Raw genomic sequence first — 25,562 nt, 5'->3', positions numbered from 1 at the left:
CGGCGCATAGATACGGATGCACCGGCGCACCTCGCCATCTCGATCCACATTGTGGGTCTCGATCCACATCGTGCTTTCCGAAAGTCGATCCTGATTTCCGGCCAGCGCTGGCAGGGAGGCACTTTCTTGATAGTCGTCATCGGCTCGATCAATCTCGACCTTATCGCCAAAGTCGACCGCTTGCCGAGCCCCGGCGAAACGGTGAGCGGTTCCGGTTTCGCCACGGCGCCCGGCGGCAAGGGCGCCAACCAGGCGCTTGCCGCCGCGCGCGCCGGTGTCCCGGTGCGCATGGTCGGCGCCGTCGGCAAGGACAGTTTCGCCGGCGAGGCGCTGGCATTGCTGCGCGAGGCCATGGTCGACCTGTCGGGCGTGGGCGAAACCTTTGCCTCGACCGGAACGGCACTGATCATGGTCGGTGCCGATGGCGAGAACATCATCGCCGTGGTTCCCGGCGCCAATGCTTCGGTGGTGCCCGGCGACCTCTCCAAGGCCTTCCTGAAAAAGGGCGATGTCGTGCTGCTCCAGCACGAGATCCCGCTGGCGACCGTCGATGCGGCACTCGAACAGGCACGGGCCGCCGGCGCCATCACCGTGCTCAACACCGCTCCTTTCCAGGGCGACGCGGCGGCTTTCCTCGGCAAGGCCGATTATGCCGTCGCAAACGAGACCGAGTTCGACCTCTATGGCGAGGCGCTGGCGCTGAACGGCCGCGACCGTGCGGCACGCATGCGCGACTTTGCCGCGAAAACCGGCCGCACCATCGTCGTCACCCTCGGCGGCGATGGCGTCATGGCGGCGACGCCGAGCGATTTCCTCACCGTTGCGGCCATGAAGATCACGCCTGTCGACACAGTCGCCGCCGGCGACACCTTCTGCGGCTACTTCGCTGCCGGCCTGTCGTCCGGCCTTGCGCTCGACAAGGCGCTGGCGCGAGCCGGTGCGGCGGGCTCGCTCGCATGTCTCAAGCCCGGCGCCCAGCCGTCGATCCCGCTGGCCAGGGATGTCGATCAAGCCTTGCAGGACGTCAGCTGAAATGATGCGCCCTGAGACGAAACACGCTGTGCCGCCGGCCGGCGATATCTGCCGCCTGTCCGCTATCGAGCTTGCCGGCGCCATCCGTCGCAAGAAACTGTCCGTACGCGAGGTGGTGACGGCCTTCCTCGACCGCATCGAAGCGGTTAACCCGCAGGTCAACGCCATCGTATCGTTGCGCGATCGCGGCGATATCCTGCGCGAGGCCGATGCAGCCGATGCCAGGCAGGCGAGCGAAACCGGGACACTCTTCGGCCTGCCGATCGCCATCAAGGACCTCGCCTCGACGACTGGCCTCAGAACCTCCTTCGGCTCGCCGATCTTCGCCGATTTCGTGCCGCAGGAAGACGATTTCTTCGTCGAGCGCATCCGCAACGCCGGCGCCATCATCATCGGCAAGACCAATGTCCCCGAATTCGGGCTCGGCTCCAACACCTACAACAATGTCTTCGGGCCGACGCTGAACGCCTTCGATCCCGCGCTCACCGCCGGCGGCTCGAGCGGCGGCGCGGCGGTGGCGCTGGCGCTCGACATGGTGCCCGTCGCCGATGGCAGCGACTTCGGCGGCTCGCTGCGCAATCCGGCAGGCTGGAACAATGTCTACGGTTTCCGGCCGTCGCAAGGGCTTGTTCCCGCCGGACCCGATCTTGAGGTCTTCCACGCGCAGATGGGTGTCGAAGGCCCGATGGGCCGCAACGTCGCCGACATGGCGCTGCTGCTCGACGTGCAGGCGGGCTACCATCCGCAGGCGCCCCTGTCTTATGAGAAACCGGGTTCGTTCCTCGAAGGGCTTGCACCGCCCTCGACCGGCGGCCGCGTCGCCTGGTTCGGCGACCTCGGCGGCCATCTGCCGATCGAGGCGGGCATTCTCGATCTGTGCGAGGCGGCTCTCGGCCGGTTCGCGGATGCATCCTTCCCAGCGGAGCCCTTGCTGCCGGATTTCGACTTCGAGGCGCTCTGGCAGGCCTTCGTGACGCTGCGCCAGGCCAGCAGCGGTTGCGCCCTCAAGGTCCACTATGACGATCCATCCAGACGAGGCTTGCTGAAGCCGGAAGCCATATGGGAAGTCGAGAACGCCATGCGGCTGACGGCGCCGCAGATCCGCGCGGCCTCGGTCGTGCGCACCTCCTGGCATCGGATGCTGCTGTCGATCTTCGACCGATTCGACCTCATCGCCCTGCCCACCGCGCAGGTCTTCCCCTTCGACGTCGGCATGCACTGGCCCAGTGAGGTCGCGGGACGGCCGATGGACAGCTATCACCGCTGGATGCAGGTTTCAGCCTTCGCCACGCTTGGCGGCTGCCCGGGGGTCAACGTGCCGGTCGGCTTCGACGACAAGGGTCGGCCAATGGGCATGCAGCTGATAGGCCGGCCGCGTGGCGATCTCGCTGTGCTGAGGGCGGCGGCCGCCTATGAGGCGACACTGCCTTGGCCTGCCGGCGCCTGACGCGCATACGACGGCGACGTGCTTCTCGGACGTCTTGCGTGGAGGCTGCGGCCATGCATTGATTGTCCCAGTCGCGCCGCGTCGGCGGCACTCCGAGGGAAAAATCCATGTCGCTGGAACTCTACGCCGCCTATGTTCTCGCCTGCATCGTCATCATCCTGGTGCCGGGACCGACGGTCACGCTGATCATCGCCAACAGCATCCGTCATGGAACCCGCGCCGGTCTCGCCAATGTCGCCGGCACGCAGGCCGGACTTGCCATCATGATCGCCATCGTCGGCATCGGCCTCAACACGCTGATCGCGGGCATGGGCCACTGGTTCGAATGGGTCAGGCTGATCGGCGCCGCCTATCTGATTTGGATGGGCGTGCAGATGTTCCGCTCCAAGGGCACGCTGAACGCCGACGGAACGGCGAGAAAGCCGCGCGGCGGCTTCTTCCTGCAAGGCCTGCTGGTGGCGCTGAGCAATCCCAAGACGCTGGTGTTCTTCGGCGCCTTCTTTCCGCAGTTCATCGCGCCGCAAGGCAACTACTCGCTGCAGATCATCGTCATGGGCCTGACCGCCATGATCTTCGCCGCCATGTCGGATTCGACCTACGCACTCGCCGCCGGCCGCGCCGGGCGCCTGCTGTCGGCCAGCCGCATCAAGCTCATGTCTAGGATCAGCGGCAGTTTTCTGGTCGGCGGCGGCCTGTGGCTGGCTTTTTCGAGGTCGAAGTAGAAACTCCCTTCCCTCGCCCCGATCACGGGGGACGGGCGAGACAGGCGGCTCGCCCCGGTATGGTGGTCGCGTACTGATCGGGTGAGGGCAGCGCCGAGGCTGCGGGTAAAATATCAACGTCTGCGCCGCCCCTGACCCCCCTGCCGGGACCTTCTCCCCGTGAACGGGGAGAAGGGAGCTTTTTTAAAGCCGCCCCAGCCGCTCGACCAGCAGCGCGAAGAAGCCGTCATGGTCTATGTCGCGCATCACCATGGCGTTCTTTTCCCGCTTGGTGACGCCCCACCAGTCGATCACCGTCATGCCCATGGTCAGTTCCGAGGCGGTCTCCACGCTGACGTTACAGTTGCGGCCCTTGAACAGCTCCGGCTTCAAAAGATAGGCGATGACACACGGGTCGTGCAGCGGGCCGCCGTCGGTGCCGTATTTGCCCTCGTCATAGCGCTCGAAGAATTCCAGCATCTCGGCGGTCGCGATGCCGACCTTGGTGCCGAGCGCGCGGAAAGCCTGCGTGCGCTTGGTGGTGGTCAGCGCCTTATGGGTGACGTCGAGCGGCATCATCACGATCGGGATGCCGGACTTGAACACCAGATCGGCGGCCTGCGGATCGACATAGATGTTGAATTCGGCCGCGGGCGTGACGTTGCCGCCCTCGAAGAAGCCGCCGCCCATCAGCACGATTTCCTTGATGCGCGGCGCGATCCGCGGTTCGCGGATCAGCGCCAGCGCGATGTTGGTCAACGGCCCGAGCGGGCAGAGCGTGATGGTGCCGCTCTCTTCCTTCATCAGCGTCTCGACGATGAAATCGACGGCATACTGCTCCTGCAATTTCATCGTCGGCTCGGGCAGTTGTGGCCCGTTGAGGCCGGTCTTGCCATGCACTTCCTCGGCGGTGACCAGTGTGCGCGCCAGGGGACGGATGGCGCCGGCATAGACCTTGACCTCCGGGCGGCCGGCCAGTTCGCAGATCTTGCGGGCATTTTTCTCGGTAAGCTTCAGCGGCACGTTGCCGGCAACGGCGGTGATGCCGACAATCTCCAGTTCGCTGCTGCCGAGCGCCAAGAGAATGGCGACGGCATCGTCCTGGCCGGGATCGGTGTCGATGATGATCTTGCAGGGTTGGGGCATTTCAATTCCTTGTTTGGGGGGCCGTGAGCTCACCGGATCGATCGCACGCCTGAAGGACGACCGCAGCGCTTCTCTTTGCATCCGCGCGTCGTTTCAAGCGCCATGTCGATTATTCCTGTGAGTCCAAGGCTTGGTCTTTTTGGGCGGGTCTTGTGATGGCTTGAACTTGGTCGCGGGGCGGACCATATCAAGGCCATCGGGAAAAATGCCATCCGGGTTTTTCCAGTTTATGTCGCTCTTGAGAGGACAGTGTAACATGAGCCGAATGACGCCTTTCTCCAGCCCGCTTCTCCTTGGTTTCGACGCCATGGAAAAGACCTTGGAGCGTCTGGCGAAGTCCGGTGACAGCTACCCTCCCTACAACATCGAGCGCCTCAGCGGTGCCGACGGCAAGGCCGAAAGGCTGCGCATAACGCTCGCCGTCGCCGGTTTCGCCGAAAGCGATCTCGATGTGACAACGGAGGAAAACCAGCTGGTCGTGCGCGGCCGTCAGACCGACGACACCGAGCGCGAATTCCTTCATCGCGGCATAGCCGCGCGCCAGTTCCAGCGCTGTTTCGTGCTGGCCGACGGCATGCGCGTGATCGCGGCGGAGCTGAAGAACGGCCTTTTGTCGATCGACCTCGATCGGCCGGAATCCGAACGGCTGGTACGGAAAATAAATATATCGGTGAAAGACTGATCTTCACCGATGGCTCTCATGCGGGATGGCCTTGAGCGGCGTCCTCGCGCCAAGGAGGCTTGAAATGACCAGAACTGACGAGAATATCACCATGACCAGCGGTGAATTCGCCCATCTCGGCGAAGGCTCGGTCGCTTATCTGCGCAAGGTCTCGAGCGATGAATTGCTCGGCCGCTTCCCCAACATCGGCGAAATTGCGCCCGGCCTGGAACTATGGGCGCTGTTTGCCGCCAATGGCCAGCCGATCCTGCTTTCCGACGCGCGTGACCGCGCACTGGCCGGCGCCATGGAAAACGACCTGACCACCGTCGCCATCCACTAAGAGCGACCGGTTGGCTGAAACGAAAAGGGCCGCTCGCGGCGGCCCTTGGCAGCCTTTTTCAAAATCCAGATTCAGGCGGCGTGCGAGGCCTGCGTGTCCGACAACAGCGCGTGGATCGCCGCGGCATCGCGCGTCCCCCTGATCTTGGCCACCGTGTCGGCGTCGCGCAGCACGCGTGCGATGCGCGACAAGGCCTTCAGATGATCGGCGCCCGCCCCTTCCGGCGCCAGCAGCAGAAACACCAGATCGACAGGCTGGTCGTCCAGCGACTCAAAATCGACCGGCGTTTCCAGCCGGGCGAAAACACCGGCGATGCGCTTCACGCCGGCGAGCTTGCCGTGCGGAATGGCGATGCCATTGCCGACGCCCGTCGAGCCCAGCCGCTCACGCTGCAGGATGGTGTCGAACACTTCCCTCTCCGGAATACCCGAAATCGCCGCCGCCCGTTCGGAAAGCAATTGCAGAAGCTGCTTCTTGGAGTTCGCCTTCAACGCCGGCAAAATCGCCGGAACGCTGATAAGATCGCTCAGATCCATGCTTGAAAATCCCTTGTTCGCCTGCCGTGGCCAGTCCCCACCCCTCGTGCGGCTGGCTTTTATCCCTGTGCGACCTTGGTCGTGGACGGGTCGATCCAGCCAATGTTTCCGTCGGGCCGGCGATAGACGATATTGAGATGATCGGTTCCGGCGTTGCGGAAAACGAACACCGGACTGTCCTTGGTATCGAGCTCGATGACCGCGGAGGCCACAGACATGGTCTTCAGCGTCATGGTTGATTCGGCGACGATGGCCGGCGCGAAATCCTCCGGGATCTCCTCGTCGTCATCGGCGAGCGGCGCCATCACCGTATAGGCGATGTCGGTCAGTTCGCCATTGGCGTTGCCCGAATTGTGCGATTTGAGACGGCGCTTGTAGCGCCGAAGCCGGGTCTCCAGCCGATCGGCCGCGGCCTCGAAGGCCAGCGTCGGATCCTGGGCATCGCCCGTGGCCTGCAGCGAGGCGCCGGAATCCAGCCGGATCATGCAATCCGCCGAATAGCGCGAGCCCGATTTGATGACGGTGACGTGCCCCGCAAAGCCGCGATCGAAATATTTGCCGATCGCTTCGCCGACACGATCGTTGATGCGTGTGCGGAACGCATCGCCGATATCCATGTGTTTTCCCGATATGCGCAGATTCATCTGAAAACTGACCTTCCTTGCTCAGGCTTCAAACTGGCCCGAGTTTATACTCGTGATCCGTGCGCACAAGCTTTGCGGCGTCACTCGCGCCGATTTAAATCCGAACTTTCCGGTTGATCACAAGCCGCCTTTTTGACCGTCCCGAGGCCATTGTCGTGACGGACCATCCGCTAGCGGGCATCGGGCCCGTCTCATGCGGGCGGGCTTCTAGCCACTTCCCCGCGGCTTGTCAATGAAGCTCGAAAGCTGTGGAAAATCGTAGGCGCCTAACGCCCGGCGCTGGCGAGCGCCCGCTTCTCGCGCCGGCGCTGCACCGACGACGGAATATTCATGCCTTCCCGATACTTGGCGACCGTGCGCCGGGCAATATCGACGCCGCTCTCCTTGAGCATGTCGACGATCGCGTCATCCGAAAGGACATCGACGGGTTTCTCCTCGTCGATCATCTGCTTGATGCGGTCACGCACCGCTTCCGAGGAATGCGCGTCGCCGCCGCCCGATGCGGCGATCGAGGCGGTGAAGAAATAGCGCAGTTCGAACACGCCGCGCGGGGTCAGCATGTATTTGTTGGCGGTGACGCGGCTGACGGTCGATTCGTGCATGCCGATGGCGTCGGCCACCGTGCGCAAATTGAGCGGCTTCAGCTGGCGCACGCCGTGGACCAGGAACGCATCCTGCTGGCGCACGATTTCCGAGGCCACTTTGAGGATCGTCTTTGCCCGCTGGTCGAGGCTGCGCGTCAGCCAGTTGGCGTTCTGCAGGCATTCGGCCAGGAAATCCTTTTCCGCCTGGTTCTTCGCATGCGGCGACACCTGGGCGAAATAGATATGGTCGACCAGCACGCGCGGCAGCGTTTCGGCGTTGAGTTCGACGGTCCAGCTGCCGTCATTGGCGGCGCGCACCTCGACATCGGCGACGATGGCGTCGCTGGCGCCACCCGAAAACGCCATGCCCGGGCGCGGATCGAGTGCCCGGATTTCGGCCAGCATGTCGAGCAGATCCTCCTCGTCGACGCCGCAGATCCGCTTCAGCGTCTGGAAATCACGCCGCGCCAAAAGCTCGAGATTGGCGACCAGGGCCTTCATCGCCGGGTCGAGACGGTCGCGCGCCGCAAGCTGTAGCGAAACACATTCGGCAAGGTCGCGGGCGAACAGGCCGGTCGGTTCGAAACTCTGGCACACCGCCAGCACCTTGGCCACGCTCGCTGCATCGGTGCCCAGACGCATGGCGATCTCCTCGAGATCGGCCCTGACATAGCCGGTCTCGTCGAGGCCATCGGCGAGTTCGCCTGCGATCAGCCGCGCCGCGGGATCGACGAAGGCGAGGGCGATCTGCTCGCCGACATGGTCGCGCAAGGTGATGGCGCTCGCCGCCATATCGCCGGCGTCGAGCCCCTCGGATGAAGAGCCGCCGCCATTGCCGGAAGCCGATTTCCATTGCGCCGTCAGGTCGGGTCCGAGCCGCTCGCTGGTGCCGGGATCGTCAGGAAACAGGTTCTCCAGCGACGTATCGAGTTTTTCCGAGATCGCCTCGGCGCTCCACCCAGCCTCGTTCTCGAACCAGTCGCCCTCGGCGGCCGCTTGCGGCTCGGCCTCGATCTTCTGCATCTGGTCGCTCGCGGCGTCATCCTGCGGCTCGGCGCGCTCCAGAAGCGGGTTGCGCTCGATCTCCTCGTCGATGAAGTGCTCAAGCTCGACATGGGTGAACTGCAGCAGCCGAATCGACTGCATCAGCTGCGGCGTCATCACCAGCGACTGGGACTGTCTGAGCTGTAGTTTCGCCGCCAACGCCATGGTTCGGTTTCAAACGCCTCCTCTACGCGTCCGCGCCTCCCGAAATGAATTCGGCAGCCGGCCATAGAAACTGGCCCGGCTTTTGCTTGTCAAGGCAAAGCCTAGCAAAAGCCGCTTACCGGAGCGTTATCTCGGAGCAAAATCGCGAAAAATCAGCCCGCGGCACGCAAAAAATCGTGTCAGGAAACAAATTCACGCCTAAGGCAAATTTCCGGAAACGATGGTCCGCCCGGAATTGCATGAGAAAAAGGTCAGAGCGTAAAGCCCTCGCCGAGGTAAAGCCGCCGCACATCCGGGTTCGCCACCACCTCGTCGGCACGGCCATGGGTCAGCACCTGGCCGGCATGGATGATGTAGGCACGGTCGATCAACCCGAGCGTCTCGCGCACATTGTGGTCGGTGATGAGGACGCCGATGCCGCGCGCCGTCAAATGGCGCACCAGCTGCTGGATATCGGCGACGGCGATCGGATCGATGCCGGCAAAGGGCTCGTCGAGCAGCATGTAGGCCGGGCGTGTCGCCAGCGCGCGTGCGATTTCCAGGCGCCGCCGCTCGCCGCCGGAGAGCGACATGGATGGCGCCTTGCGCAGATGGCTGATGTGGAATTCCTCGAGCAGTTCGTCGAGATTGCGCTCGCGCACCTTGCGGTCCTTTTCGACCACTTCGAGCACGGCGCGGATATTCTGCTCGACGTTGAGGCCGCGGAAGATCGACGCCTCCTGCGGCAGATAGCCGATGCCGAGGCGGGCGCGACGATACATCGGCATCGAGGTGACGTCGAAGCCGTCGATCTCGATCGTGCCTTCATCCACCGGCACGAGGCCGGTGACCATGTAGAAACAGGTCGTCTTGCCGGCGCCGTTGGGGCCGAGCAGCCCGACGGCCTCGCCGGCGCGCACGCCGAGCGTGACCCCGCTGACCACCTTGCGGCCCTTGTAGCTCTTGGTCAGGCCCTTGGCGATCAAGGTTCCCTTGAACTTCGCCTTGTCGACGGTGATCGTGGCCGGAGCCGAAACCTTGGCTGCGGCGCGTCCCGGAAGACGCGCCGTCAGCGATGACAGGCTGGCCATCAGGGGTTCGTCGCTCCCGCCTTTGGCGCATCCGATTTCGGCGGCGTCATCGACATGATGACACGTCCCCCGCAACCGTCGACGTTGGCTAGGCCAGTCTTCATTTGCACGGTCAGCTTGCAGCCCTTGAGCACGTTGGGGCCTTGCGACAGCACCACTTCCTTGCCGGACAGGACCAGCACCTGCGTCTTCATGTCGAAGGTGCCATTGTCGCCCGTCGCAACCTGATCATCCGACTTGATGTAGACCTTGCTGCTGACTTCGAGGTGATCGATGTTGGCGGAGCCGGTCATTGCGGCACCCGCCGCTTCGGTGCCCTTGGCGGCCGCGTTGGGATCCTTGACATAATAGACCGTCATCTTGCCGGCCTTGAGCAGGGTTGGCCCCTGGACGACGGTGACGTTGCCGGTGAACACGGCGACGTTCTCGGCCTGCCGCACCTCCAGCTTGTCGCTTTCGATCTGGATTGGCTTGTCGCCGGACAATTTGAGCCCGGACTGGCTGCTGGCACCCGACTGCGCCAGCGACGGCACAAGGCCCAGCAGAAGCAGCGCCGAAGTTGCGGCCGCAAGCCGTGTCGAACTATTGTGCCACATTCGATTCTTCGCCCTTTGCCTCAGCCGCCTTCACGCTGGCGGGATCGATGTTGACGCGCACCCTCTTCTCGAACACCAGGATCTTGCCATTGTCCTGGACCGACAGGGAATCCGCTGTGATCTGCGACCCGCCACTGCTGACGTCGACGGGGTCGTCCGTCTTCATAGTGCCTTTGCCCATGTCGAGGAAGACCGATTTGAACTTGGCTTGCATGCCGTCTGTCGTGGTGATCATGACGTCGCTGGTCATTTTCATCGTATTGCCGTCGCGATCGTAGATACCGTGCGAGGCTTTGATGGCAGCGACATTGTCCGGCCCGACCGGCACCTTGGCGTCTATGCCTTCGAGCTCGATGATGCCTTGCGTATTGACATCCTGGATCGCCCGCAGGGCTGTCATCGAATAGGGCTGCTTCTGCTTGGTGAAACCGTTGAGCTTGGGATTGGCCATCACCAGCTTGCCATTGGAAAAGGCCGCACCTTCCGACTGCACCGCGACCGAGACGGGGGCGGCCAGATAGGAATAGATCGGGAAGGCGACGGCGATCAGCGCCGCGGCCAGGGGCACGGCAAATTTGAGCACGCGCACGCGGCGCGAATGACGCTGGGCGCGGTCGAACGCGTCGCCCCGCGTCCAGCCATCCGCCGGGGGAGCCAACGCCGTCTCGGGGCTGGTCGATTCATTCGATCGCGCTAACATGACTGCTTTCTTCTAGACCCTGCCCGCCAAGGAACACCGCCTATAGGTGGGGGGCCGGCACTCTCAAGCAAGCACAAGCCCACGAAAACCGCAAAAATGTGACAACTGTAGTTGTACAAACGAAAACGAGGTCGGCACAACAGCCGGTACTTCATAGCAGAAATGGGCGCGCCTGCGCCTTTTTTCATCACCGCTGCTCCTCCCCTTTACCTCGCGCCCCTTGCACAGGCCAGTCACAAAAAGGACAGTGTTGGAGTCACCGCGGGCGGATTGCCGCGCCATAGGCAAGACGGAACTGCTTCCCGATGAAGACATCATGGTCTAAAAGCGTCTCTTCCCGCCGACTGTGAGGCTGACCATGGCATTGAGAGCCGACGACCTGATCGACCGCCGCCGTTTGCGGCGCAAGCTGACATTCTGGCGTGTTGCGGCCATCGGCATCGTCGCCCTCGGAGTGATCGCGCTGTCGGCCTGGTTCTATCGCGACGATCTCGGCGGCTCGGCTGTCGACCATATCGCCAAGGTCAGGATCGAAGGCACGATCACCGAGGACGAGGAACTGATCAAGCGTCTGGAAGACATCCGCAAGTCGTCGAAGGTGAAGGGCGTGATCCTGGCGATCGATTCACCCGGCGGCACCACCGTCGGCGGTGAATCGATCTACGAGGAAGTGCGCAAGGTGGCAGCCGACAAGCCGGTTGTGGCCGAAGTCGGCACGCTCGCCGCATCGGCGGGCTATATGATCGCAAGCGCGGCCGACCACATTGTCGCCCGCAAGACCTCGATCGTCGGTTCGATCGGCGTGCTGATCCAGTATCCCGACGTCAGCGGCCTGATGGACAAGCTCGGCATCAAGCTGGAGGAAGTGAAATCCTCGCCGCTCAAGGCTTCGCCCTCTCCTTTCAAGCCGACCAATGACGACGAGCGCGCCATGGTCCGCAAGCTCATCCTCGACAGCTACGACTGGTTTGTCGGCATCGTCGCCGAACGCCGCAAGATGACCCACGAACAGGCGCTGGCGCTTGCCGACGGATCGATCTTCACCGGCCGCCAGGGTGTCGCCAACGGGCTGATCGACGCCGTCGGCGGCGAAACCGAGGCGATCGACTGGCTGGCGACCAAGGGCGTTGACGCCAAGCTCAAGGTGGTCGAATGGAAGGACACGGAGCGGCGCGGCAGCTTCCTGTGGTCAAAAGCCATGGTGAAAATGCTCGGCAGCGCACTCGGCCTGCCGGACTACAGCAGTGATGTCATCCACGAACTTGGCGCCGACCGCTTGTTTCTTGACGGCCTCGTTTCTGTCTGGCACCCTTGAGCGCCGTTTGGAACAGCTGAAAAAGCCAATAAAATCATCCTCATAATTTTGACCGAACTGCTTTCACGGGGACCCGTCTGATGATCAAGTCCGAACTTGTGCAGATTATTGCCACGCGCAATCCGCATCTTTTCCTGCGCGACGTCGAAAACATCGTCGGCGCGATCTTCGACGAGATCACCGACGCTCTCGCTGAAGGCAACCGGGTCGAGTTGCGCGGATTCGGTGCCTTTTCGGTGAAAAACCGCCCCGCCCGCACCGGCCGCAACCCGCGCACAGGCGAATCCGTCGAGGTCGAGGAGAAGTGGGTGCCGTTCTTCAAGACCGGCAAGGAACTGCGCGAAAGGCTGAACGGCGGCAAGTAGGCGCGGCTACAGCGCCAGCTGCCGACGGAAAACATAATGCTCAATCGTTTCATGCTCATCGTGGTCTTCGTGCCCCTGGCGATCATCCTGATCGCGCTGGCCGTCGCCAACCGCGAACTCGTCGCCTTCACGCTGGACCCGTTCAATCCCGGCAATCCGAAGCTGACGCTCACCTTGCCGCTGTTCATTTTCCTGTTCCTGGCGCTTGCCATCGGCATGATCGTCGGCAGCCTGGCGACCTGGGTCAAGCAGGGCCGCTACCGCAAACTGGCGCGCCAGCGCGGCGTCGAGGCGGAAAACCTGCGCCAGGCGGTCAGCCGCGCGCCATCAGTGCCGCAAGGATCAACCCAGGGATCGGCCCAAGGATCGGCATTGCCAAAGCCGACCAATTAAGCCGTCCCCCGGTGCCTTTCGTTCCACGGAGCCTTTCATGCTGACCATTTCGGCCGCCGAGGTCGATCGTGCACTGACCTTTCCTGGACTGGTCGAGACGTTGCGCACGGCATTCCGCGAGGGTGCGGTGCAGCCGGTCAGGCATCATTACGCGGTCGAACGACCCGATGGTGCGGCCTCGACCTTGCTGCTGATGCCGGCATGGACCGATTTCAACGCCGCCGGCACGTCTTCCGGTGGCCATATCGGCGTCAAGATCGTCACCGTCTCGCCCGACAACAACGCCATCGGCAAGCCCGCCGTGATGGGGCTCTATCTGCTGCTCGATGGCGCAACCGGCGAACCGGAAGCCCTGATCGACGGCCAGCGGCTGACGCAGTGGCGCACCGCCTGCGCCTCGGCACTGGCGGCGTCCTACCTTGCCCGCGATGACGCCTCGCGGCTGCTTGTGGTCGGCGCGGGCGCGCTGTCGCCGTTCCTGGCCAAGGCGCATTCGGCCGTGCGGCCGATCAAAACCATCCGCATCTGGAACCGCACCCCGGCAAACGCCGAGAAGGTCGCGGCCGATTTGCGCGCCGACGGCTTTGCGGCCAGTGCCGCGACCGACCTCGATGCCGAACTTGGCGAGGCCGATATCGTTTCCTCGGCGACGATCACCACCACGCCGCTGATCAAGGGCGCTCTGCTGCGGCCAGGCACCCATGTCGACCTGGTCGGCGGCTTCACCCCGACGATGCGTGAAAGTGATGACGACGCCATCGCCCGCGCCCGCGTCTATGTCGACACCCGCTCCGGCGCCACCAAGGAAGCCGGCGACATCGTCCAGCCGCTGGCCTCCGGCGTGCTGAAGCCGGGCGCGATCGTCGCCGATTTGCACGAACTGGCGCGCGGCCAGAGGAAGGGCCGCCAGAGCGCTGACGAGATCACGCTGTTCAAGTCGGTTGGCGCGGCACTCGAGGACCTCGCCGCCGGCATTGCCGTTTATAACGCGCTGAAGGCCTAGCTCACTGCTCCCTGCGTTTCGGCACCCATTGCCTCCGCGATCAGACGAAAATCGTTATCGGTGATTTCGAACAGGCCGAAGCGCAGCTGATATCCCCAATTCGACTTGCCGGCGGTGAAGTCCAGCCGTTCGAGCAACGGCTTGATCGGCGCTTCTTCAGCCGCCATCCACTCGACATCGCGCCGGAACGGCGTGAAGCCGCCGCCCATTTCGCCTTGATAGGGTTCGCCCTCCCGCACCGTGCCGATTGCCGTGAAAGCCTGGAGGCCGTCTTTTTCGCGCAAAATTGTGGTCGGCGAATAGTAGACGATGCCGTCGCCGGGTTTGACGCGACGCAGCGGCGCCGCCTTGCCGTGGTTGACCTGCATGAAACCGTCCTTGCGGCCGCGCCGGACATGTTCGGCCGACGCCACGGCGATCCAATAGGCGCTCATTTTTGTTCTCCATCGGCCTGTTGTCCGTCGGACAGCCAGTAGACGCGCAGGCGGTGGTTGTCGGGATCGAGCGCAACGAAAGTGCGGCCGAAATCCAGGTCGGTCGGCGTCTGCAGGATCTTCAAGCCGCGCCTTGACCAGTCGGCATGGGTAGCGTCGACCGCGTCCGGCGTCTCCAGCGCAAACACGATCTCGCCGCAGCCACCGGACGCAGCCGCCGCCGGCTCGACCGTATGGCGCGACCAGAGGCCGAGCTTGAAGCCGTTGTCGAGCACGAACAGCACGAAGGTCGGCGCGCTTTCGACCGGCTCGCGACCCAGCAGCGCGCTGTAGAAGGCGCCGCTCTTGAGCGGCTGGTCGACATAGAGGATGACGAAATTCGGGGTGGCCATATCTGTTCTCCAAGCTGTTTCAACGTTTCGACTTGGCTGATATAGAATAGGCTACTGTCAGATTTTGGCAGTAGCCTTCATGGGCCGCGTAGCTTGTCGAGCGTCGCCCGCCACTCCTTGAGCAGCGCCTGGCGGCGACGCGGATAGCGCGCATCGATGGCGTCGAGGCCGGATATGCGATCGGTGCGAAAATGCCGGAAATCCTGCCGCATCTCGCACCACGCCACCACCACCCGCACCTTGTCGAAGAAGCCGAGCGCGAACGGCCAGACCACACGTTGCGAAGCAGCACCCCCGGCATCGCGATAAAGAAAGCCGAGTTTGCGCTCGTTGCGGATGGCTTGCCGCACGACGCCGAGGTCTATGCCTTCAATCGCCGTCATCGGCGGCCCGACCAACAGGGTCGAGGCATCGAGATCCTCGCGCAGATCGTCCGGCAGCACGGCCGCGATCTTGGCAAGCGCATTGGCGGCAGCGGCTGAGAGACGCTGGTCCGGCTGCTTGGCAACCCAGCGCGAACCGAGCACAATGGCTTCGATCTCCTCGTCGGTGAACATCAGCGGCGGCAGCATGAAGCCGGGTTTTAGCACATAGCCCAACCCTGCCTCGCCGTCGATCGGCGCGCCCTGCCCCTGCAGCGTGGCAATGTCGCGGTAGAGCGTGCGGATCGAAACCCCGAGCTCATCGGCCAGCACCTGCCCGCTCACCGGCCGGCGGTGCCGGCGCAGGCACTGTATGAGGTCGAGGAGGCGTTCGGAGCGGGACATGCGGCAGATTTGCCTGTTTCTTTGACATTGGTCCATCGCTGGCCGACATGAACAGCAGCGGTGGCTGTGGCAGACTTGGTTGCACCGCCGCTGTCCTCATGCCAAAAGCGGCACGCCGCTCGGAGATGCTCCCGCTTGAAGTCTTTTCGCGACAAACGCCGCGACAACCGCCCGACCGCGAAAAGCGGAACCGGAGAGGTGCGTCCGCACGAGACGCGTGGTCGGCCAGACCCCAGGCCGCGCGAACCGCGTGACGCGAAACCGGACAGCCAGTCCGCACCGAATTCAGCCCCGCGCATCCTTGCCCGCCGTGACGGCGCCCTGCCCGCCGAGCAGCTTCCGCTGATTCTAGAAGTGGCGCCGAATGCCGATTATGCGCTGCTCGACAGCGGCGCCGGCCAGAAACTCGAACAATACGGCCCCTATCGCATCGTGCGGCCCGAGGGCCAGGCGATCTGGCAGAAGGCCTTGCCGGCGAGGGACTGGGAGCGTGCCGACGCCATCTTCACCGGCGACACCGACGAAGAGGGCATCGGCCGCTGGCGTTTCCCGAAGATGCCGCTCGGCGAGACCTGGCCGATGAAGCATGACGGCATCGATTATCTCGGCCGTTTCACCTCGTTTCGCCATGTCGGCGTCTTTCCCGAGCAGGCCTCGCACTGGGACCACATGGCCGGGCTGATCGCAGCCGCCAAACGGCCGGTCAAAGTATTGAATCTGTTCGGCTATACCGGTCTCGCCTCGCTGGTGGCGGCCCGCGCCGGCGCCGAGGTCACCCATGTCGACGCCTCGAAGAAGGCGATCGGTTGGGCTCGCGAGAACCAGGAGATGGCCGGGCTGGGCAGCAAGCCGATCCGCTGGATCGTCGACGATGCGGTGAAATTCGCCGAGCGCGAGGAACGCCGCGGCAGCCGCTACGACATCATCCTGTTCGACCCGCCGGCCTATGGCCGCGGCCCCAAGGGCGAGGTCTGGCAATTGTTCGAGGATTTGCCTGCCCTGACCGATCTCTGCCGCGCGATCCTGACGCCGAAGCCGCTTGCCGTGGTGTTGACCGCCTATTCGATCCGCGCCTCCTTCTTCGCCATCCACGCGTTGATGCGCGACACCTTCGCCGGCATGGGCGGCAGGGTTGAATCGGGTGAGCTGATCATCCGCGAAAAGTCCGCCGGCAGGGCGCTTTCGACCTCATTGTTTTCGCGGTGGGTGGCCTGAATGAACGAACGGCATGTGGGCGCACCCGGCCAGGTGAAGGAAGTCACCAGCCTCGCCAATCCGCTGATCAAGGACATCAAGGCACTCGCTCTGAAGAAATTCCGCGACCAGCAGAACGCCTTCATGGCGGAGGGGCTGAAGCTGGTCATCGATGCGCTCGACCTGGGCTGGCAGATCAGGACGCTTGTGTTCGCCAAGGCCGGGCGCGGCAACCCTGCGGTGGAAAAGGTCGCGGCGCGCACGGTTGCCGCCGGCGGCACGGTGCTCGAAGTGTCGGAAAAGGTGCTTGTCGCCATCACCCGCCGCGACAATCCGCAAATGGTGGTCGGCGTTTTTTCGCAGAGATTCCTCGCCCTGAAGGACATCCGCGCCGACAATGGCGATGTCTGGGTGGCGCTCGATCGGGTGCGCGATCCCGGCAATCTCGGCACCGTCATCCGCACCGTCGATGCCGTCGGCGCCAAGGGTGTCATCCTGGTCGGCGACACCACGGATCCATTTTCCGTGGAGACGGTGCGCGCCACCATGGGTTCGATCTTCGCTGTTCCGGTGGCGAAGGCAACGACCGAGGCCTTCCTTGCCTGGCGCGGCGGCTTTTCGGGCCTTGTCGCCGGCACGCATCTGAAAGGTGCGGTCGACTATCGCTCGGTCGATTTTTCCCGTGGGCCCGTGCTGCTGATGATGGGCAATGAGCAACAGGGACTGCCCGAAAGCCTCGCGGCGAGTTGCGACCGTCTGCTCAGGATCCCGCAAGCGGGCCGCGCCGATTCGCTCAATCTCGCCGTCGCCACCGGCATCATGCTGTTCGAGATCCGGCGCGGCGCGCTGAAGCTCGAACCAATCGCCGACCAGCAATGAAGGTTGCCCGCCCGTGAGATCATGGTCCCCCTACGCGCTGCTCGTCGTCGCGGCCATCGCGCTCGATCAGTGGATCAAGCATCTGGTCGAGACCGGCCTGCCATTCCAGGAAAAGCTCGATCTGGTGCCGTTCCTGGCGCTGTTTCGCACCTACAACACCGGCATCGCCTTCTCGATGTTCTCCTCCTTCGGCGATACCGGCCTGGTGGTCATCGCCGTCCTGGTCGTGGCTTTCGTGCTCTACCTCGCCACCCGCACGCCATCGGGCCATGTCGTCGCCCGCACCGGATTTGCCCTGATCATCGGCGGCGCGCTGGGCAATCTGATCGATCGCGCCGTCTACGGCCACGTCATCGACTACATCCTGTTCCACACGCCGGTCTGGTCCTTTGCCGTCTTCAACCTCGCCGACGCCTTCATTTCCGTGGGCGCGGCACTGGTCGTCTTCGACGAACTCATCGGCTGGCGTCGCGAGCCTTCGAACGCCAAGCCTTCCAAAGATTGACCCGACGCGGCCGTCGCCGCACAGTCCAGGACACCAAGCAAGCGCGCGGAGAAAAAGATGTCCGAAACCTTCAAAGCCATCCTCGTCTCGCGCGACGCCGACAAGAAACAGTCGGTCGCCGTGACGGACCTCACCGAAGCCGACCTGATGGAGGGCGACGTCACCGTCGCGGTCGAGGCGACGACGGTGAACTACAAGGATGGGCTGGCCATTACGGGCAAGGCGCCGGTGGTCCGCCGCTGGCCGCTGGTTCCGGGCATCGACTTCGCCGGCACGGTCATCTCATCCTCCAATCCCGACTGGCGCAAGGGAGACAAGGTCATCCTGAATGGCTGGGGTGTCGGTGAAACGCATTTCGGCGCCTATGCCGGGCGCGCCCGCGTCAAGGGCGATTGGCTGGTGCCGCTGCCGGAAGGCATCAGCGCCCATGACGCGATGGCGGTCGGCACCGCCGGCTATACCGCCATGCTCTGCGTCATGGCGCTGGAGCGGCACGGCATCCTGCCCGATCGCGGCCCGGTGGTGGTGACAGGTGCCGCCGGCGGCGTCGGTTCGGTCGCGGTCTCCATCCTGTCCAGCCTGGGTTACCACGTCATTGCGTCGACCGGACGCAATGCCGAAAGCCCCTATCTGATCGATCTCGGCGCCGCCGAGGTGATCTCGCGCGACGAGCTCAGCCAGCCCGCCAAGCCGCTGGCCAAGGAACGCTGGGCCGGCGGCATCGATTCGGTCGGCAGCCACACGCTGGCCAATGTGCTGTCGATGACTTCCTATGGCGGAGCCGTCGCGGCTTGCGGCCTGGCCGGCGGCATGGACCTGCCGTCGAGCGTCGCCCCCTTCATCCTGCGCGGCGTCTCGCTGCTCGGCATCGATTCGGTGATGGCGCCGAAGGCCGTGCGCCTCGAGGCCTGGCGGCGCATCGGCGCCGATCTCGACCTGCAAAAGCTCGCCAGCCTGTCCACGACCATCGGCTTCGACAACATCATGGATGCCGCGCGCGACATCGTCGACGGCAAGATCCGCGGTCGCGTCGTCGTCGACATGTAAGCCCGCCTCGCGGGCTCCAGCCAGGGGACGGATCGCCCAATCCGGTGGCGAATCCGCTGCTGTCGGGACAAAAACGCCTATCCACTAAAATTCGAACGATCCGCCGCAATTTTCCATAATCTCTGTCTGGCAAGGGTTTCGCATGATCGCGGAATCCGACAGCCAACAGGCGAACAAGGGCGACGATGTCGATGCGGTTGCGGCGCCAGCGGCGGCGCGGCGGTTCATCGCCGCGCCGCCGCTGGTGCCCGAGCAGCAATTGGTCAGGCGGGAAGGCCTGCCGCTGCTCACCTTCGTTGCCATCCTGGTCCTGGCGGGCCTCGCGCATCTGACGGGGGCGCCGATCTTCATCAGCCTCGCCTTGCTGGCAACCGGCCTCGCCGGCCTGGCCATGCATTTCCATGCCAGACGCAGCGTCCACCGTACCGTGGTACTGCTGGACGAGACCACCGCCCGAAGCCGCGCCGAGATCGAGACGCTGGCCGACCGCATGTGGGAAATGCAGGAAAGCGAGGAGCGCTTTCGCGGTCTCATCGATGCGCTGGGCGACCTCGTCATCCATCGCGATCGCGACGGCCACATTGTCTATGCCAACAAGGTGTTCGCCGATCTGGTCGAAGCCGATCAGCGCGATCTTGCCGGCAAGACCCTGGCCGAACTTGGCATCGAGGTCGGCATCGTCCCCGATGCCGCCTTTTCCGACCATGAGTGCCTCAGTTCCACCGACGTCGCCATCCGCACGCCAAGCGGCCCGCGCTGGTTCTCCTGGATCGAACTGTCGGTGCGCGACAAGGACAGCGGCACGGCATCGCATCGCGCCATCGCCCGCGACATCACTGCCCGCAAGCGCGCCGAATCCTCGCTCATCACCGCGCGCGAGCGCGCCGAATACGCAAGCCAGGCCAAATCGCGCTTCCTCGCCACGGTCAGCCATGAAATCCGCACGCCGATGAACGGCATCATGGGCATGGCCAGGCTGCTCGCCGATACCAGCCTGTCGCCGGAACAGCAGACCTATGTCGGCGCCATCTCGACCTCGGCCAGCGCCCTGCTCGCCCTGATCGAGGACCTGCTCGACTATTCCAAGATCGAGGCCGGTCGCTTCGATCCGGAACCGCAGCCCATGTCGGTGCGCGAGATCGCCGACAACATTATCGAATTGCTCGCCGCGCGCGCCTTCGCGAAGGGTATTGGGCTCGGCTGCCACGTCGAACCGGATGTACCGCAATTGATCACAGCCGATCCAGGCCGGGTCAGGCAGGTGCTGCTCAATCTGATCGGCAACGCCATCAAGTTCACCGACGGCGGCGGCGTGCTGGTCAGCATCGCGCGCGCCCGCACCGAGACCAGCGACCGCATCTGCTTCACCATCACCGACACCGGTCCCGGCCTGCGCGAAGAGGACATGGAGCGTATCTTCGAGGAGTTCGAACAGGCCGACGGCACCTCGACACGCGCACATGGCGGAGCGGGGCTCGGACTTGCTATCTCCAAGCGGCTGGTGACTGCCATGGGCGGCACGATTTCGGTCTCCAGCCGGCTTGGCCAAGGGTCGGACTTCGTCTTCGAAATCCCGGCGACGGAGGCCACCGAGGCGCCTCAGGGCCGGCAGAACGTGCTTGCCGGCAGGCGCGCGGTGATCCTGTCTAGAAACGCCGTCGAGGCCGACGCCATCGCCCGCACCATCCGCGCCAATGGCGGCACGGCCGGTATCGCCACGACCGTGGCTCAGGCCGTGCCCCTGGCCGAGGGCTGCGACGTGCTTCTCGTCGACGCGGCCATGGAGGAGAGCGATGGGAGAGTGCTCAAGCGGTTGCGCCAAGGCGGCTTTTCCGATTGCGAAGCCATCACGCTGATCGCGCCGACCGACCGAGGCATGCTTGGCGAGTTCCGCGCCAGCGGCTACGCGACCTTCCTGGCCCGGCCGGTGCGCGGTGGAACACTTTTGCGTGTTCTTTTGACCAGCCATGCGCCGGCTCTTGCCCAGCCGCAGCCGGAAAAGCGCCGCACCCCGGCGCTGCGCGCTTCAAGCGACCGCCAGTTGGGCTTGTCCGTGCTGATCGCCGAGGACAACGACATCAATGCCATGCTGGCCCGCGCCACGCTGTTGAAGGCGGGACACCGCGTCAAGGTAGTCGGCAATGGCAAGGCCGCGGTCGAGGCCGTCACCAGCGCCGGACACAAGCACCGCTTCGACGTGGTGCTGATGGACCTGCATATGCCGGTCATGGACGGGCTGGACGCCATTGCCGCGATCCGCCGCCATGAGGAAGAGACATCGGCGCCGCCCGTGCCGATTATGGTGCTGTCGGCCGACAGCCAGGAAAAGACCCGCCATGCGGTGCTTGCCCACGGCGCCAGCGGCTTCGTCACCAAGCCGCTCGACCCGGATGCGCTTGTCAACGCCGTCGAGGGCCAGGTTGCTGCTTGATCTGCTTTTTTCCAGCCGCGGCTGATGCATGCCAACCCAAAGTGGCCCCGATTTCCCGAGGGCGACATCCATGAAAACAAGGGTTTGAGGCGCGGCGACTTGATCCGTGCACGCGAGACGCACCTCGCCTCTCCTCCCCTAACGTAGCCGGTTGACCGTTTTCGCCAGCCGACGAAGTATTGCCCGCGACGCCTTATCACGGTACTGTCACAATCCTGTTGCACCTACACCGTATCCCCGTGCCAAGAGGGATGGCTCGAAGGAGAATCACTCGTGCATACAGTTATGCCGGAATGTGACACTCGGCCGAACGCCAGCAGCGCCTTGCTCGCCGGGCGTAATGTCGATTCCGTCATAAAGGGCGCGGCACTCGGCCGTATCGGCAATCTCGAAGTGCGGCTCGCACGCAACGAGGCCGAGATCGCGGCCGCGCAGGAAGTGCGCTACCGCGTATTCTACGACGAGCTTGGCGCCCGCAAGGACCTGTTCCAGGTGCAGGACCGCCGCGACGCCGACCGGTTCGATCCGCTCTGCGATCATCTGCTCGTCTTCGACAATTCGATTTCCGGCCCCGAACACCGCCGCATCGTCGGCACTTACCGGCTGCTGCGGCAAGAAATCGCGGCCGCCGCCGGGGGCTTCTATTCCGAAGGCGAATTCGAGCTGACCAAGCTCATCGCCCGCCATCCCGGCCAGCGTTTCCTCGAGCTCGGCCGATCCTGCGTTCTGCCGGAATACCGCTCGAAGCGCACCATCGAGGCGCTGTGGCAAGGCATCTGGGCCTACATCAATCACTACGAAATCGGCGTGATGACCGGCTGCGCTTCCTTCCACGGCACTGTGCCGGCGGCGCATGCCGAGGCGCTCACCTATCTCGCCCATCACTGCCGCACGAATTCGGCCTGGGATGTGCGCGCGGTGTCCGGGCGCTATTGCTCCATGGACCTGATGCCGATCGAGGCGGTCAACACCAAGGCGGCGATCGCGGCGATGCCGCCTCTGGTGAAGGGCTATCTGAGGGTCGGCGCCCGCATCGGCGACGGCTGCGTCATCGACCGCGAATTCTCGACCGTCGACGTCTTCGTGGTGATGCCGGTCAAGGAGATCGGCGCCCGCTACGTCAACTACTATGGCGGGGAAGCGCAACGCTTTGCGGCGTAAGGGCAGTAGGCAAGACGCTACGATACACGCTTCGCTGACCACTCACTACTGACTATTCCCTATCCCCCTCCTTACGGAATATCCTCCGGCCGCCTTCCCGGCCGGCTCCTGTACGACGGAAACGACCAGCCGAAACGCAGCGCGCCGCCGCGTACGGCGAGCGCCACGACGAAGCCGGCGAACCCCGAGACGATCTGCGGCAATCCGGCGACGTCGCCCAATGTGAAGATGGCGGCGCCCGCCAGAGCGGCCGTGACGTAGATCTCCGGCCTCAGCAGCACCGATGGTTCGCCGGCAAGCAGATCGCGCAATATGCCGCCGAAGGTCGCGGTCAGCATGCCGGTGATGATCGAAACCACCGGCGAACCGGTGATGGCCAGCCCCTTGGCCGCGCCCATCACCGAAAAGGCGGCCAGCCCGATGGCGTCGAGCCACAGCAACAGCTTGTAGCGGGATTCGACGCGATGCGCGGTGAAGAAGACCAGGACCGCCACCACGGCGCAGATCAGCACATAGTCGCGGTTTCCCACCCAGAAGACCGGCACATTGAGGATGAGGTCGCGAAACGTGCCGCCGCCGATGCCGGTGACGCTGGCCAGGAACAGGAAACCGATAATGTCGAGTTGCTTTCGCGAAGCAGCCAACGCCCCGGTCGCCGCAAAGACGGCGACGCCGGCATAATCGAGAAGGGCGATGGGATTCATGGCGGTAAGGGAGTAGGCAGTAGGGATTAGGGACTGCGCATGAATAGCACGAAGCCGCACGATTGATACGGCTGCCTTATTCCCTACTGCCCTACCGCCGAACCCCTAGCTACGCATCCTTCTCCGCCTGCTCATTCACCGGCCCCGGCTCGACCGGCGCCTCGGCGGCAATCTTCGGGCCGCCCTTGGCGACGCCGACCATGGCCGGACGCAGCACGCGCTCGCCGATCGAATAGCCCGGCTGGACGACCTGGACCACGGTGTTGGCCGGGACATCGGGATTGGGCACTTCGAACATGGCCTGATGGAAATTGGGATCGAACTTCTCGCCTTCCGGCGCGAGCTTCTTGACCCCATGCCGTTCCAGCGCCGACAGCATGGCGCGCTCGGTCAGGTCGACGCCTTCGATCAGCGCCTTGAAGCCGGCGTCGCCCGAGGCCTTGGCCTCCGCCGGAATGGCGTCCAGCGCGCGGCGCAGATTGTCCGACACCGACAGCATGTCGCGGGCGAAATTCGCAACCGCATAGGTACGCGCGTCATGCACGTCGCGCGCGGTGCGGCGGCGCAGGTTCTCCATCTCGGCCGCGACGCGCAGCGCGCGGTCCTTCAGCTCTTCATTTTCCTTCAGCAGTCGCACAAGCGCTTCGTAGTCGCCGTCAATGCTGCCTTCCGTGCGCTCGGCATTGGCCTCGACCGCCTCGGCTTCACTGGGCGCGCGTTCGTCTTTTGCCTGGTCGCTCATCGCCGTTTCCCGTCAATCTCGAATGGTATGGATTTTGTGCCCGATATCGAGGTTTGGCAGCCAAAAATCAAGGGGTAAGCGACCATTGAGCCTTTGGCCGGACCTGGGCGGTGATCAATGGCGATGCTTATATTTTAATTCAAAGTTTACTGTACTTGCCGGCTTGGCTTGCCACGGAAGCGTGATGCGGGAACCATTCCCCTACTGCAGGAGTTTCGGAGCCGACACAGGATTTGAAATGATGACCCGGAACAAGGCTGAAAAGGGAGAAAGGCTCGCCGCAGAAGTCCGGCGCCAGTTCGGTGCCGAGGCGATGACGCGTTTTCTGCGTACCTTGCCGGCTTTCCGCATCGAAACCGATACTCACGACCGCTTCAGGCAATTGCTCGACCGCCTCGATCGGGTCGAGGATGGCGGTACCAGATTGCGGCGGCAATAGCTCTCGCCGCTCTTTACGCGACAATTACGCACAGTAATTTTGCGTGATGGCTGCCTTGCGGTAGCCACATGCCGCGCCTATGCTTCCTGATGAACATGATTTACCCCGATGCGGCCGCCAATAGCAAGCGTGCCTGGTTGAAGATCTTGGCGCGCTACAAGAAGCCGGACCGGCGACGCAGCGCCGTCGAACTCGCCATCACCCTCATTCCCTTCGCCACGCTGTGGGCGCTCTCCTCGGCCGCCTATGCCTATGGCCATTGGTGGGGGCTGATCCTGATCCTCCCGGCCGCCGGGTTCCTGGTGCGCATCTTCATGATCCAGCATGATTGCGGCCATGGCTCCTTCTTCGCCAACCGCTATGCCGACGACTGGATCGGCCGCGCGCTCGGCGTCCTGACGCTGACGCCCTACGATTGCTGGCGGCGCGCCCACGCGACACATCATGCCAGCGCCGGCAATCTCGACGAGCGCGGCATGGGCGACATCACGACGCTGACCGTTGCCGAATACCGGCAATTGTCCTGGCGCGGGCGCCTCGCCTATCGGCTCTATCGCCATCCGCTGGTGACGTTTGGGCTTGGGCCCATCTGGCTGTTCATCTTCTCGCAAAGGCTGCCCATCGGCATGATGCGCGGCGGCCTGACGCCGTGGGTGTCGTCGATGACCACCAATCTCGCCATCGCGCTTGCGGCGGCCCTGCTTATCTGGACCGTCGGTCCCGGTGCGTTCCTGGTCGTCCATCTGCCGATCGTCATTCTCGCCGGCTCGGCAGGCATCTGGCTGTTCTACGTCCAGCACCAGTTCGAGGAGACGGAGTGGGCAAAGGATGACGACTGGGAGTTCCAGCATGCCGCCTTGCACGGCTCGTCCTATTACGACCTGCCGCCGGTGCTGAACTGGTTCACCGGCAATATCGGCGTCCATCACGTCCACCATCTCTCCGCCAAGGTGCCGGGCTACCGGCTGCAGGAAGTGCTGCGCGATTATCCGGAACTGCGCGGCATCGGTCGCGTCACGCTGCTCGACAGCCTGCGCTGCGTCAAACTGGCATTGTGGGACGAGAACCGCCGCAAGCTGGTGTCGTTCCGCGAGGCACGGGCGACGATGTAGAGCAATTCCA

The 25,562-nt window shown here is 63.9% G+C and carries 29 protein-coding genes; 17 read left to right on the top strand and 12 right to left on the bottom strand.

The annotated features are described in order from the left end of the window. The first annotated feature begins 126 nt into the window (after nt 1–126). The 3 genes from JG747_RS09590 (at nt 127) to JG747_RS09580 (ending at nt 3,201) form a co-directional block, all read left to right on the top strand. Nucleotides 127–1,032: a ribokinase gene (locus JG747_RS09590; RefSeq protein ID WP_027047399.1), complete on the top strand. Its 906-nt coding sequence runs from the start codon at nt 127–129 to the stop codon at nt 1,030–1,032. 1 nt (nt 1,033) lies between these two features. Beyond that, a complete protein-coding gene (locus tag JG747_RS09585) occupies nt 1,034–2,479 on the top strand; it encodes an amidase (protein ID WP_202361662.1) in 1,446 nt (481 codons plus the stop codon). A 107-nt stretch (nt 2,480–2,586) separates the two neighbouring features. Then, nucleotides 2,587–3,201 carry a LysE family translocator gene (locus tag JG747_RS09580; protein WP_019861191.1) on the top strand — a complete coding sequence of 205 codons (615 nt, stop codon included), beginning with the start codon at nt 2,587–2,589 and terminating at the stop codon, nt 3,199–3,201. A 183-nt stretch (nt 3,202–3,384) separates the two neighbouring features. On the opposite strand, the gene JG747_RS09575 is transcribed toward JG747_RS09580, so the two are convergent. Next, nucleotides 3,385–4,326 (bottom strand): nucleoside hydrolase, encoded by a 942-nt coding sequence (locus JG747_RS09575; protein WP_069093140.1) that lies wholly within the window; start codon nt 4,324–4,326, stop codon nt 3,385–3,387. 256 nt (nt 4,327–4,582) lie between these two features. On the opposite strand from JG747_RS09575, the gene JG747_RS09570 reads away from it, so the two are divergent. After that, the gene (locus JG747_RS09570; RefSeq protein ID WP_013893014.1) at nt 4,583–5,008 is read left to right on the top strand and encodes an Hsp20 family protein; all 426 of its coding nucleotides are present in this window, start codon (nt 4,583–4,585) and stop codon (nt 5,006–5,008) included. A 64-nt stretch (nt 5,009–5,072) separates the two neighbouring features. Then, entirely contained in the window at nt 5,073–5,330 is a 258-nt protein-coding gene (locus JG747_RS09565) for a BQ00720 family protein (protein WP_032920755.1), read from the top strand. Nucleotides 5,331–5,401: 71 nt separating this feature from the next. Here the strand turns inward: JG747_RS09565 and ptsN are convergent, their stop codons facing one another. The 6 genes from ptsN to lptC all read right to left on the bottom strand — a co-directional run bounded on the left by ptsN (nt 5,402) and on the right by lptC (nt 10,669). Next, entirely contained in the window at nt 5,402–5,866 is a 465-nt protein-coding gene (ptsN, locus tag JG747_RS09560) for a PTS IIA-like nitrogen regulatory protein PtsN (protein ID WP_019861194.1), read from the bottom strand. 59 nt (nt 5,867–5,925) lie between these two features. Continuing rightward, complete coding sequence (hpf, locus tag JG747_RS09555; protein WP_019861195.1) at nt 5,926–6,510, bottom strand: ribosome hibernation-promoting factor, HPF/YfiA family; 585 nt, start codon at nt 6,508–6,510, stop codon at nt 5,926–5,928. A gap of 266 nt (nt 6,511–6,776) precedes the next feature. After that, nucleotides 6,777–8,303, bottom strand: a complete 1,527-nt coding sequence (gene rpoN, locus JG747_RS09550) for an RNA polymerase factor sigma-54 (RefSeq protein WP_202361661.1) — start codon at nt 8,301–8,303, stop codon at nt 6,777–6,779. Between the two features lie 251 nt (nt 8,304–8,554). Then, a complete protein-coding gene (lptB, locus tag JG747_RS09545; RefSeq protein WP_019861197.1) occupies nt 8,555–9,373 on the bottom strand; it encodes an LPS export ABC transporter ATP-binding protein in 819 nt (272 codons plus the stop codon). Next, nucleotides 9,373–9,969, bottom strand: a complete 597-nt coding sequence (locus JG747_RS09540) for an LptA/OstA family protein (RefSeq protein ID WP_019861198.1) — start codon at nt 9,967–9,969, stop codon at nt 9,373–9,375. The genes lptB and JG747_RS09540 overlap by 1 nt, the downstream gene beginning before the upstream one ends. Then, the gene (gene lptC / locus JG747_RS09535) at nt 9,956–10,669 is read right to left on the bottom strand and encodes an LPS export ABC transporter periplasmic protein LptC (RefSeq protein ID WP_019861199.1); all 714 of its coding nucleotides are present in this window, start codon (nt 10,667–10,669) and stop codon (nt 9,956–9,958) included. The genes JG747_RS09540 and lptC overlap by 14 nt, the downstream gene beginning before the upstream one ends. A gap of 358 nt (nt 10,670–11,027) precedes the next feature. On the opposite strand from lptC, the gene sppA reads away from it, so the two are divergent. The 4 genes from sppA to JG747_RS09515 all read left to right on the top strand — a co-directional run bounded on the left by sppA (nt 11,028) and on the right by JG747_RS09515 (nt 13,745). Further along, entirely contained in the window at nt 11,028–11,984 is a 957-nt protein-coding gene (gene sppA, locus JG747_RS09530; protein WP_020629041.1) for a signal peptide peptidase SppA, read from the top strand. Nucleotides 11,985–12,064: 80 nt separating this feature from the next. Continuing rightward, entirely contained in the window at nt 12,065–12,349 is a 285-nt protein-coding gene (locus tag JG747_RS09525; protein ID WP_006200394.1) for an integration host factor subunit beta, read from the top strand. 36 nt (nt 12,350–12,385) lie between these two features. After that, entirely contained in the window at nt 12,386–12,742 is a 357-nt protein-coding gene (locus JG747_RS09520) for a DUF1049 domain-containing protein (protein WP_019861201.1), read from the top strand. 37 nt (nt 12,743–12,779) lie between these two features. After that, nucleotides 12,780–13,745, top strand: coding sequence for an ornithine cyclodeaminase family protein (locus tag JG747_RS09515; RefSeq protein ID WP_202361660.1), 966 nt, complete (start codon nt 12,780–12,782; stop codon nt 13,743–13,745). Here the strand turns inward: JG747_RS09515 and JG747_RS09510 are convergent. The 3 genes from JG747_RS09510 to JG747_RS09500 all read right to left on the bottom strand — a co-directional run bounded on the left by JG747_RS09510 (nt 13,742) and on the right by JG747_RS09500 (nt 15,338). Next, complete coding sequence (locus JG747_RS09510) at nt 13,742–14,179, bottom strand: EVE domain-containing protein (protein ID WP_202361659.1); 438 nt, start codon at nt 14,177–14,179, stop codon at nt 13,742–13,744. The genes JG747_RS09515 and JG747_RS09510 overlap by 4 nt on opposite strands. After that, entirely contained in the window at nt 14,176–14,571 is a 396-nt protein-coding gene (locus tag JG747_RS09505) for a VOC family protein (protein ID WP_032921384.1), read from the bottom strand. Before JG747_RS09505 ends, JG747_RS09510 begins: the two co-directional genes overlap by 4 nt. A 77-nt stretch (nt 14,572–14,648) precedes the next feature. Beyond that, nucleotides 14,649–15,338, bottom strand: a complete 690-nt coding sequence (locus tag JG747_RS09500; RefSeq protein ID WP_202361658.1) for a helix-turn-helix transcriptional regulator — start codon at nt 15,336–15,338, stop codon at nt 14,649–14,651. A 135-nt stretch (nt 15,339–15,473) separates the two neighbouring features. On the opposite strand from JG747_RS09500, the gene JG747_RS09495 reads away from it, so the two are divergent. The 6 genes from JG747_RS09495 to JG747_RS09470 all read left to right on the top strand — a co-directional run bounded on the left by JG747_RS09495 (nt 15,474) and on the right by JG747_RS09470 (nt 22,555). Continuing rightward, nucleotides 15,474–16,553, top strand: coding sequence for a class I SAM-dependent rRNA methyltransferase (locus tag JG747_RS09495; RefSeq protein ID WP_038649694.1), 1,080 nt, complete (start codon nt 15,474–15,476; stop codon nt 16,551–16,553). Continuing rightward, nucleotides 16,554–17,411 (top strand): TrmH family RNA methyltransferase, encoded by an 858-nt coding sequence (locus JG747_RS09490; RefSeq protein WP_038649697.1) that lies wholly within the window; start codon nt 16,554–16,556, stop codon nt 17,409–17,411. Nucleotides 17,412–17,424: 13 nt separating this feature from the next. Beyond that, the gene (lspA, locus tag JG747_RS09485; protein ID WP_038649700.1) at nt 17,425–17,916 is read left to right on the top strand and encodes a signal peptidase II; all 492 of its coding nucleotides are present in this window, start codon (nt 17,425–17,427) and stop codon (nt 17,914–17,916) included. A gap of 57 nt (nt 17,917–17,973) precedes the next feature. Beyond that, nucleotides 17,974–18,963, top strand: a complete 990-nt coding sequence (gene acuI, locus JG747_RS09480) for an acrylyl-CoA reductase (NADPH) (RefSeq protein ID WP_019861208.1) — start codon at nt 17,974–17,976, stop codon at nt 18,961–18,963. A 142-nt stretch (nt 18,964–19,105) separates the two neighbouring features. Beyond that, nucleotides 19,106–21,394 (top strand): PAS domain-containing hybrid sensor histidine kinase/response regulator, encoded by a 2,289-nt coding sequence (locus tag JG747_RS09475; RefSeq protein ID WP_019861209.1) that lies wholly within the window; start codon nt 19,106–19,108, stop codon nt 21,392–21,394. A 285-nt stretch (nt 21,395–21,679) separates the two neighbouring features. Further along, nucleotides 21,680–22,555 carry a GNAT family N-acetyltransferase gene (locus tag JG747_RS09470; protein WP_010911504.1) on the top strand — a complete coding sequence of 292 codons (876 nt, stop codon included), beginning with the start codon at nt 21,680–21,682 and terminating at the stop codon, nt 22,553–22,555. 71 nt (nt 22,556–22,626) lie between these two features. On the opposite strand, the gene JG747_RS09465 is transcribed toward JG747_RS09470, so the two are convergent. Further along, the gene (locus JG747_RS09465; protein WP_038649707.1) at nt 22,627–23,259 is read right to left on the bottom strand and encodes a trimeric intracellular cation channel family protein; all 633 of its coding nucleotides are present in this window, start codon (nt 23,257–23,259) and stop codon (nt 22,627–22,629) included. A 109-nt stretch (nt 23,260–23,368) separates the two neighbouring features. Further along, the gene (gene grpE / locus JG747_RS09460) at nt 23,369–24,001 is read right to left on the bottom strand and encodes a nucleotide exchange factor GrpE (RefSeq protein ID WP_019861212.1); all 633 of its coding nucleotides are present in this window, start codon (nt 23,999–24,001) and stop codon (nt 23,369–23,371) included. Between the two features lie 238 nt (nt 24,002–24,239). On the opposite strand from grpE, the gene JG747_RS36875 reads away from it, so the two are divergent. Both JG747_RS36875 and JG747_RS09450 read left to right on the top strand, forming a co-directional pair. Further along, complete coding sequence (locus JG747_RS36875) at nt 24,240–24,440, top strand: hypothetical protein (protein WP_019861213.1); 201 nt, start codon at nt 24,240–24,242, stop codon at nt 24,438–24,440. Between the two features lie 89 nt (nt 24,441–24,529). Next, entirely contained in the window at nt 24,530–25,552 is a 1,023-nt protein-coding gene (locus JG747_RS09450) for a fatty acid desaturase (RefSeq protein ID WP_202361656.1), read from the top strand. Nucleotides 25,553–25,562 lie beyond the last annotated feature (10 nt).

This window comes from Mesorhizobium sp. 131-3-5 (assembly GCF_016756575.1).
GTDB classification, from domain to species: Bacteria; Pseudomonadota; Alphaproteobacteria; order Rhizobiales; family Rhizobiaceae; genus Mesorhizobium; species Mesorhizobium jarvisii.
This window is presented reverse-complemented; position numbering and strand designations above follow the sequence as displayed.

Coding starts and splice junctions, on each gene's coding strand:
- JG747_RS09540 (WP_019861198.1), bottom strand. CDS start 9,969: ATGTGGCACAATAGTTCGACACGGCTTGCGGCCGCAACTTCGGCGCTG.
- lptB (WP_019861197.1), bottom strand. CDS start 9,373: ATGGCCAGCCTGTCATCGCTGACGGCGCGTCTTCCGGGACGCGCCGCA.
- JG747_RS09475 (WP_019861209.1), top strand. CDS start 19,106: ATGATCGCGGAATCCGACAGCCAACAGGCGAACAAGGGCGACGATGTC.
- lptC (WP_019861199.1), bottom strand. CDS start 10,669: ATGTTAGCGCGATCGAATGAATCGACCAGCCCCGAGACGGCGTTGGCT.
- JG747_RS09500 (WP_202361658.1), bottom strand. CDS start 15,338: ATGTCCCGCTCCGAACGCCTCCTCGACCTCATACAGTGCCTGCGCCGG.
- JG747_RS09510 (WP_202361659.1), bottom strand. CDS start 14,179: ATGAGCGCCTATTGGATCGCCGTGGCGTCGGCCGAACATGTCCGGCGC.
- sppA (WP_020629041.1), top strand. CDS start 11,028: ATGGCATTGAGAGCCGACGACCTGATCGACCGCCGCCGTTTGCGGCGC.
- ptsN (WP_019861194.1), bottom strand. CDS start 5,866: ATGGATCTGAGCGATCTTATCAGCGTTCCGGCGATTTTGCCGGCGTTG.
- acuI (WP_019861208.1), top strand. CDS start 17,974: ATGTCCGAAACCTTCAAAGCCATCCTCGTCTCGCGCGACGCCGACAAG.
- JG747_RS36875 (WP_019861213.1), top strand. CDS start 24,240: ATGATGACCCGGAACAAGGCTGAAAAGGGAGAAAGGCTCGCCGCAGAA.
- JG747_RS09520 (WP_019861201.1), top strand. CDS start 12,386: ATGCTCAATCGTTTCATGCTCATCGTGGTCTTCGTGCCCCTGGCGATC.
- JG747_RS09525 (WP_006200394.1), top strand. CDS start 12,065: ATGATCAAGTCCGAACTTGTGCAGATTATTGCCACGCGCAATCCGCAT.
- JG747_RS09450 (WP_202361656.1), top strand. CDS start 24,530: ATGAACATGATTTACCCCGATGCGGCCGCCAATAGCAAGCGTGCCTGG.
- JG747_RS09505 (WP_032921384.1), bottom strand. CDS start 14,571: ATGGCCACCCCGAATTTCGTCATCCTCTATGTCGACCAGCCGCTCAAG.
- JG747_RS09585 (WP_202361662.1), top strand. CDS start 1,034: ATGATGCGCCCTGAGACGAAACACGCTGTGCCGCCGGCCGGCGATATC.
- JG747_RS09470 (WP_010911504.1), top strand. CDS start 21,680: ATGCCGGAATGTGACACTCGGCCGAACGCCAGCAGCGCCTTGCTCGCC.
- JG747_RS09515 (WP_202361660.1), top strand. CDS start 12,780: ATGCTGACCATTTCGGCCGCCGAGGTCGATCGTGCACTGACCTTTCCT.
- JG747_RS09580 (WP_019861191.1), top strand. CDS start 2,587: ATGTCGCTGGAACTCTACGCCGCCTATGTTCTCGCCTGCATCGTCATC.
- hpf (WP_019861195.1), bottom strand. CDS start 6,510: ATGAATCTGCGCATATCGGGAAAACACATGGATATCGGCGATGCGTTC.
- JG747_RS09465 (WP_038649707.1), bottom strand. CDS start 23,259: ATGAATCCCATCGCCCTTCTCGATTATGCCGGCGTCGCCGTCTTTGCG.
- grpE (WP_019861212.1), bottom strand. CDS start 24,001: ATGAGCGACCAGGCAAAAGACGAACGCGCGCCCAGTGAAGCCGAGGCG.
- JG747_RS09570 (WP_013893014.1), top strand. CDS start 4,583: ATGAGCCGAATGACGCCTTTCTCCAGCCCGCTTCTCCTTGGTTTCGAC.
- JG747_RS09575 (WP_069093140.1), bottom strand. CDS start 4,326: ATGCCCCAACCCTGCAAGATCATCATCGACACCGATCCCGGCCAGGAC.
- JG747_RS09565 (WP_032920755.1), top strand. CDS start 5,073: ATGACCAGAACTGACGAGAATATCACCATGACCAGCGGTGAATTCGCC.
- JG747_RS09490 (WP_038649697.1), top strand. CDS start 16,554: ATGAACGAACGGCATGTGGGCGCACCCGGCCAGGTGAAGGAAGTCACC.
- rpoN (WP_202361661.1), bottom strand. CDS start 8,303: ATGGCGTTGGCGGCGAAACTACAGCTCAGACAGTCCCAGTCGCTGGTG.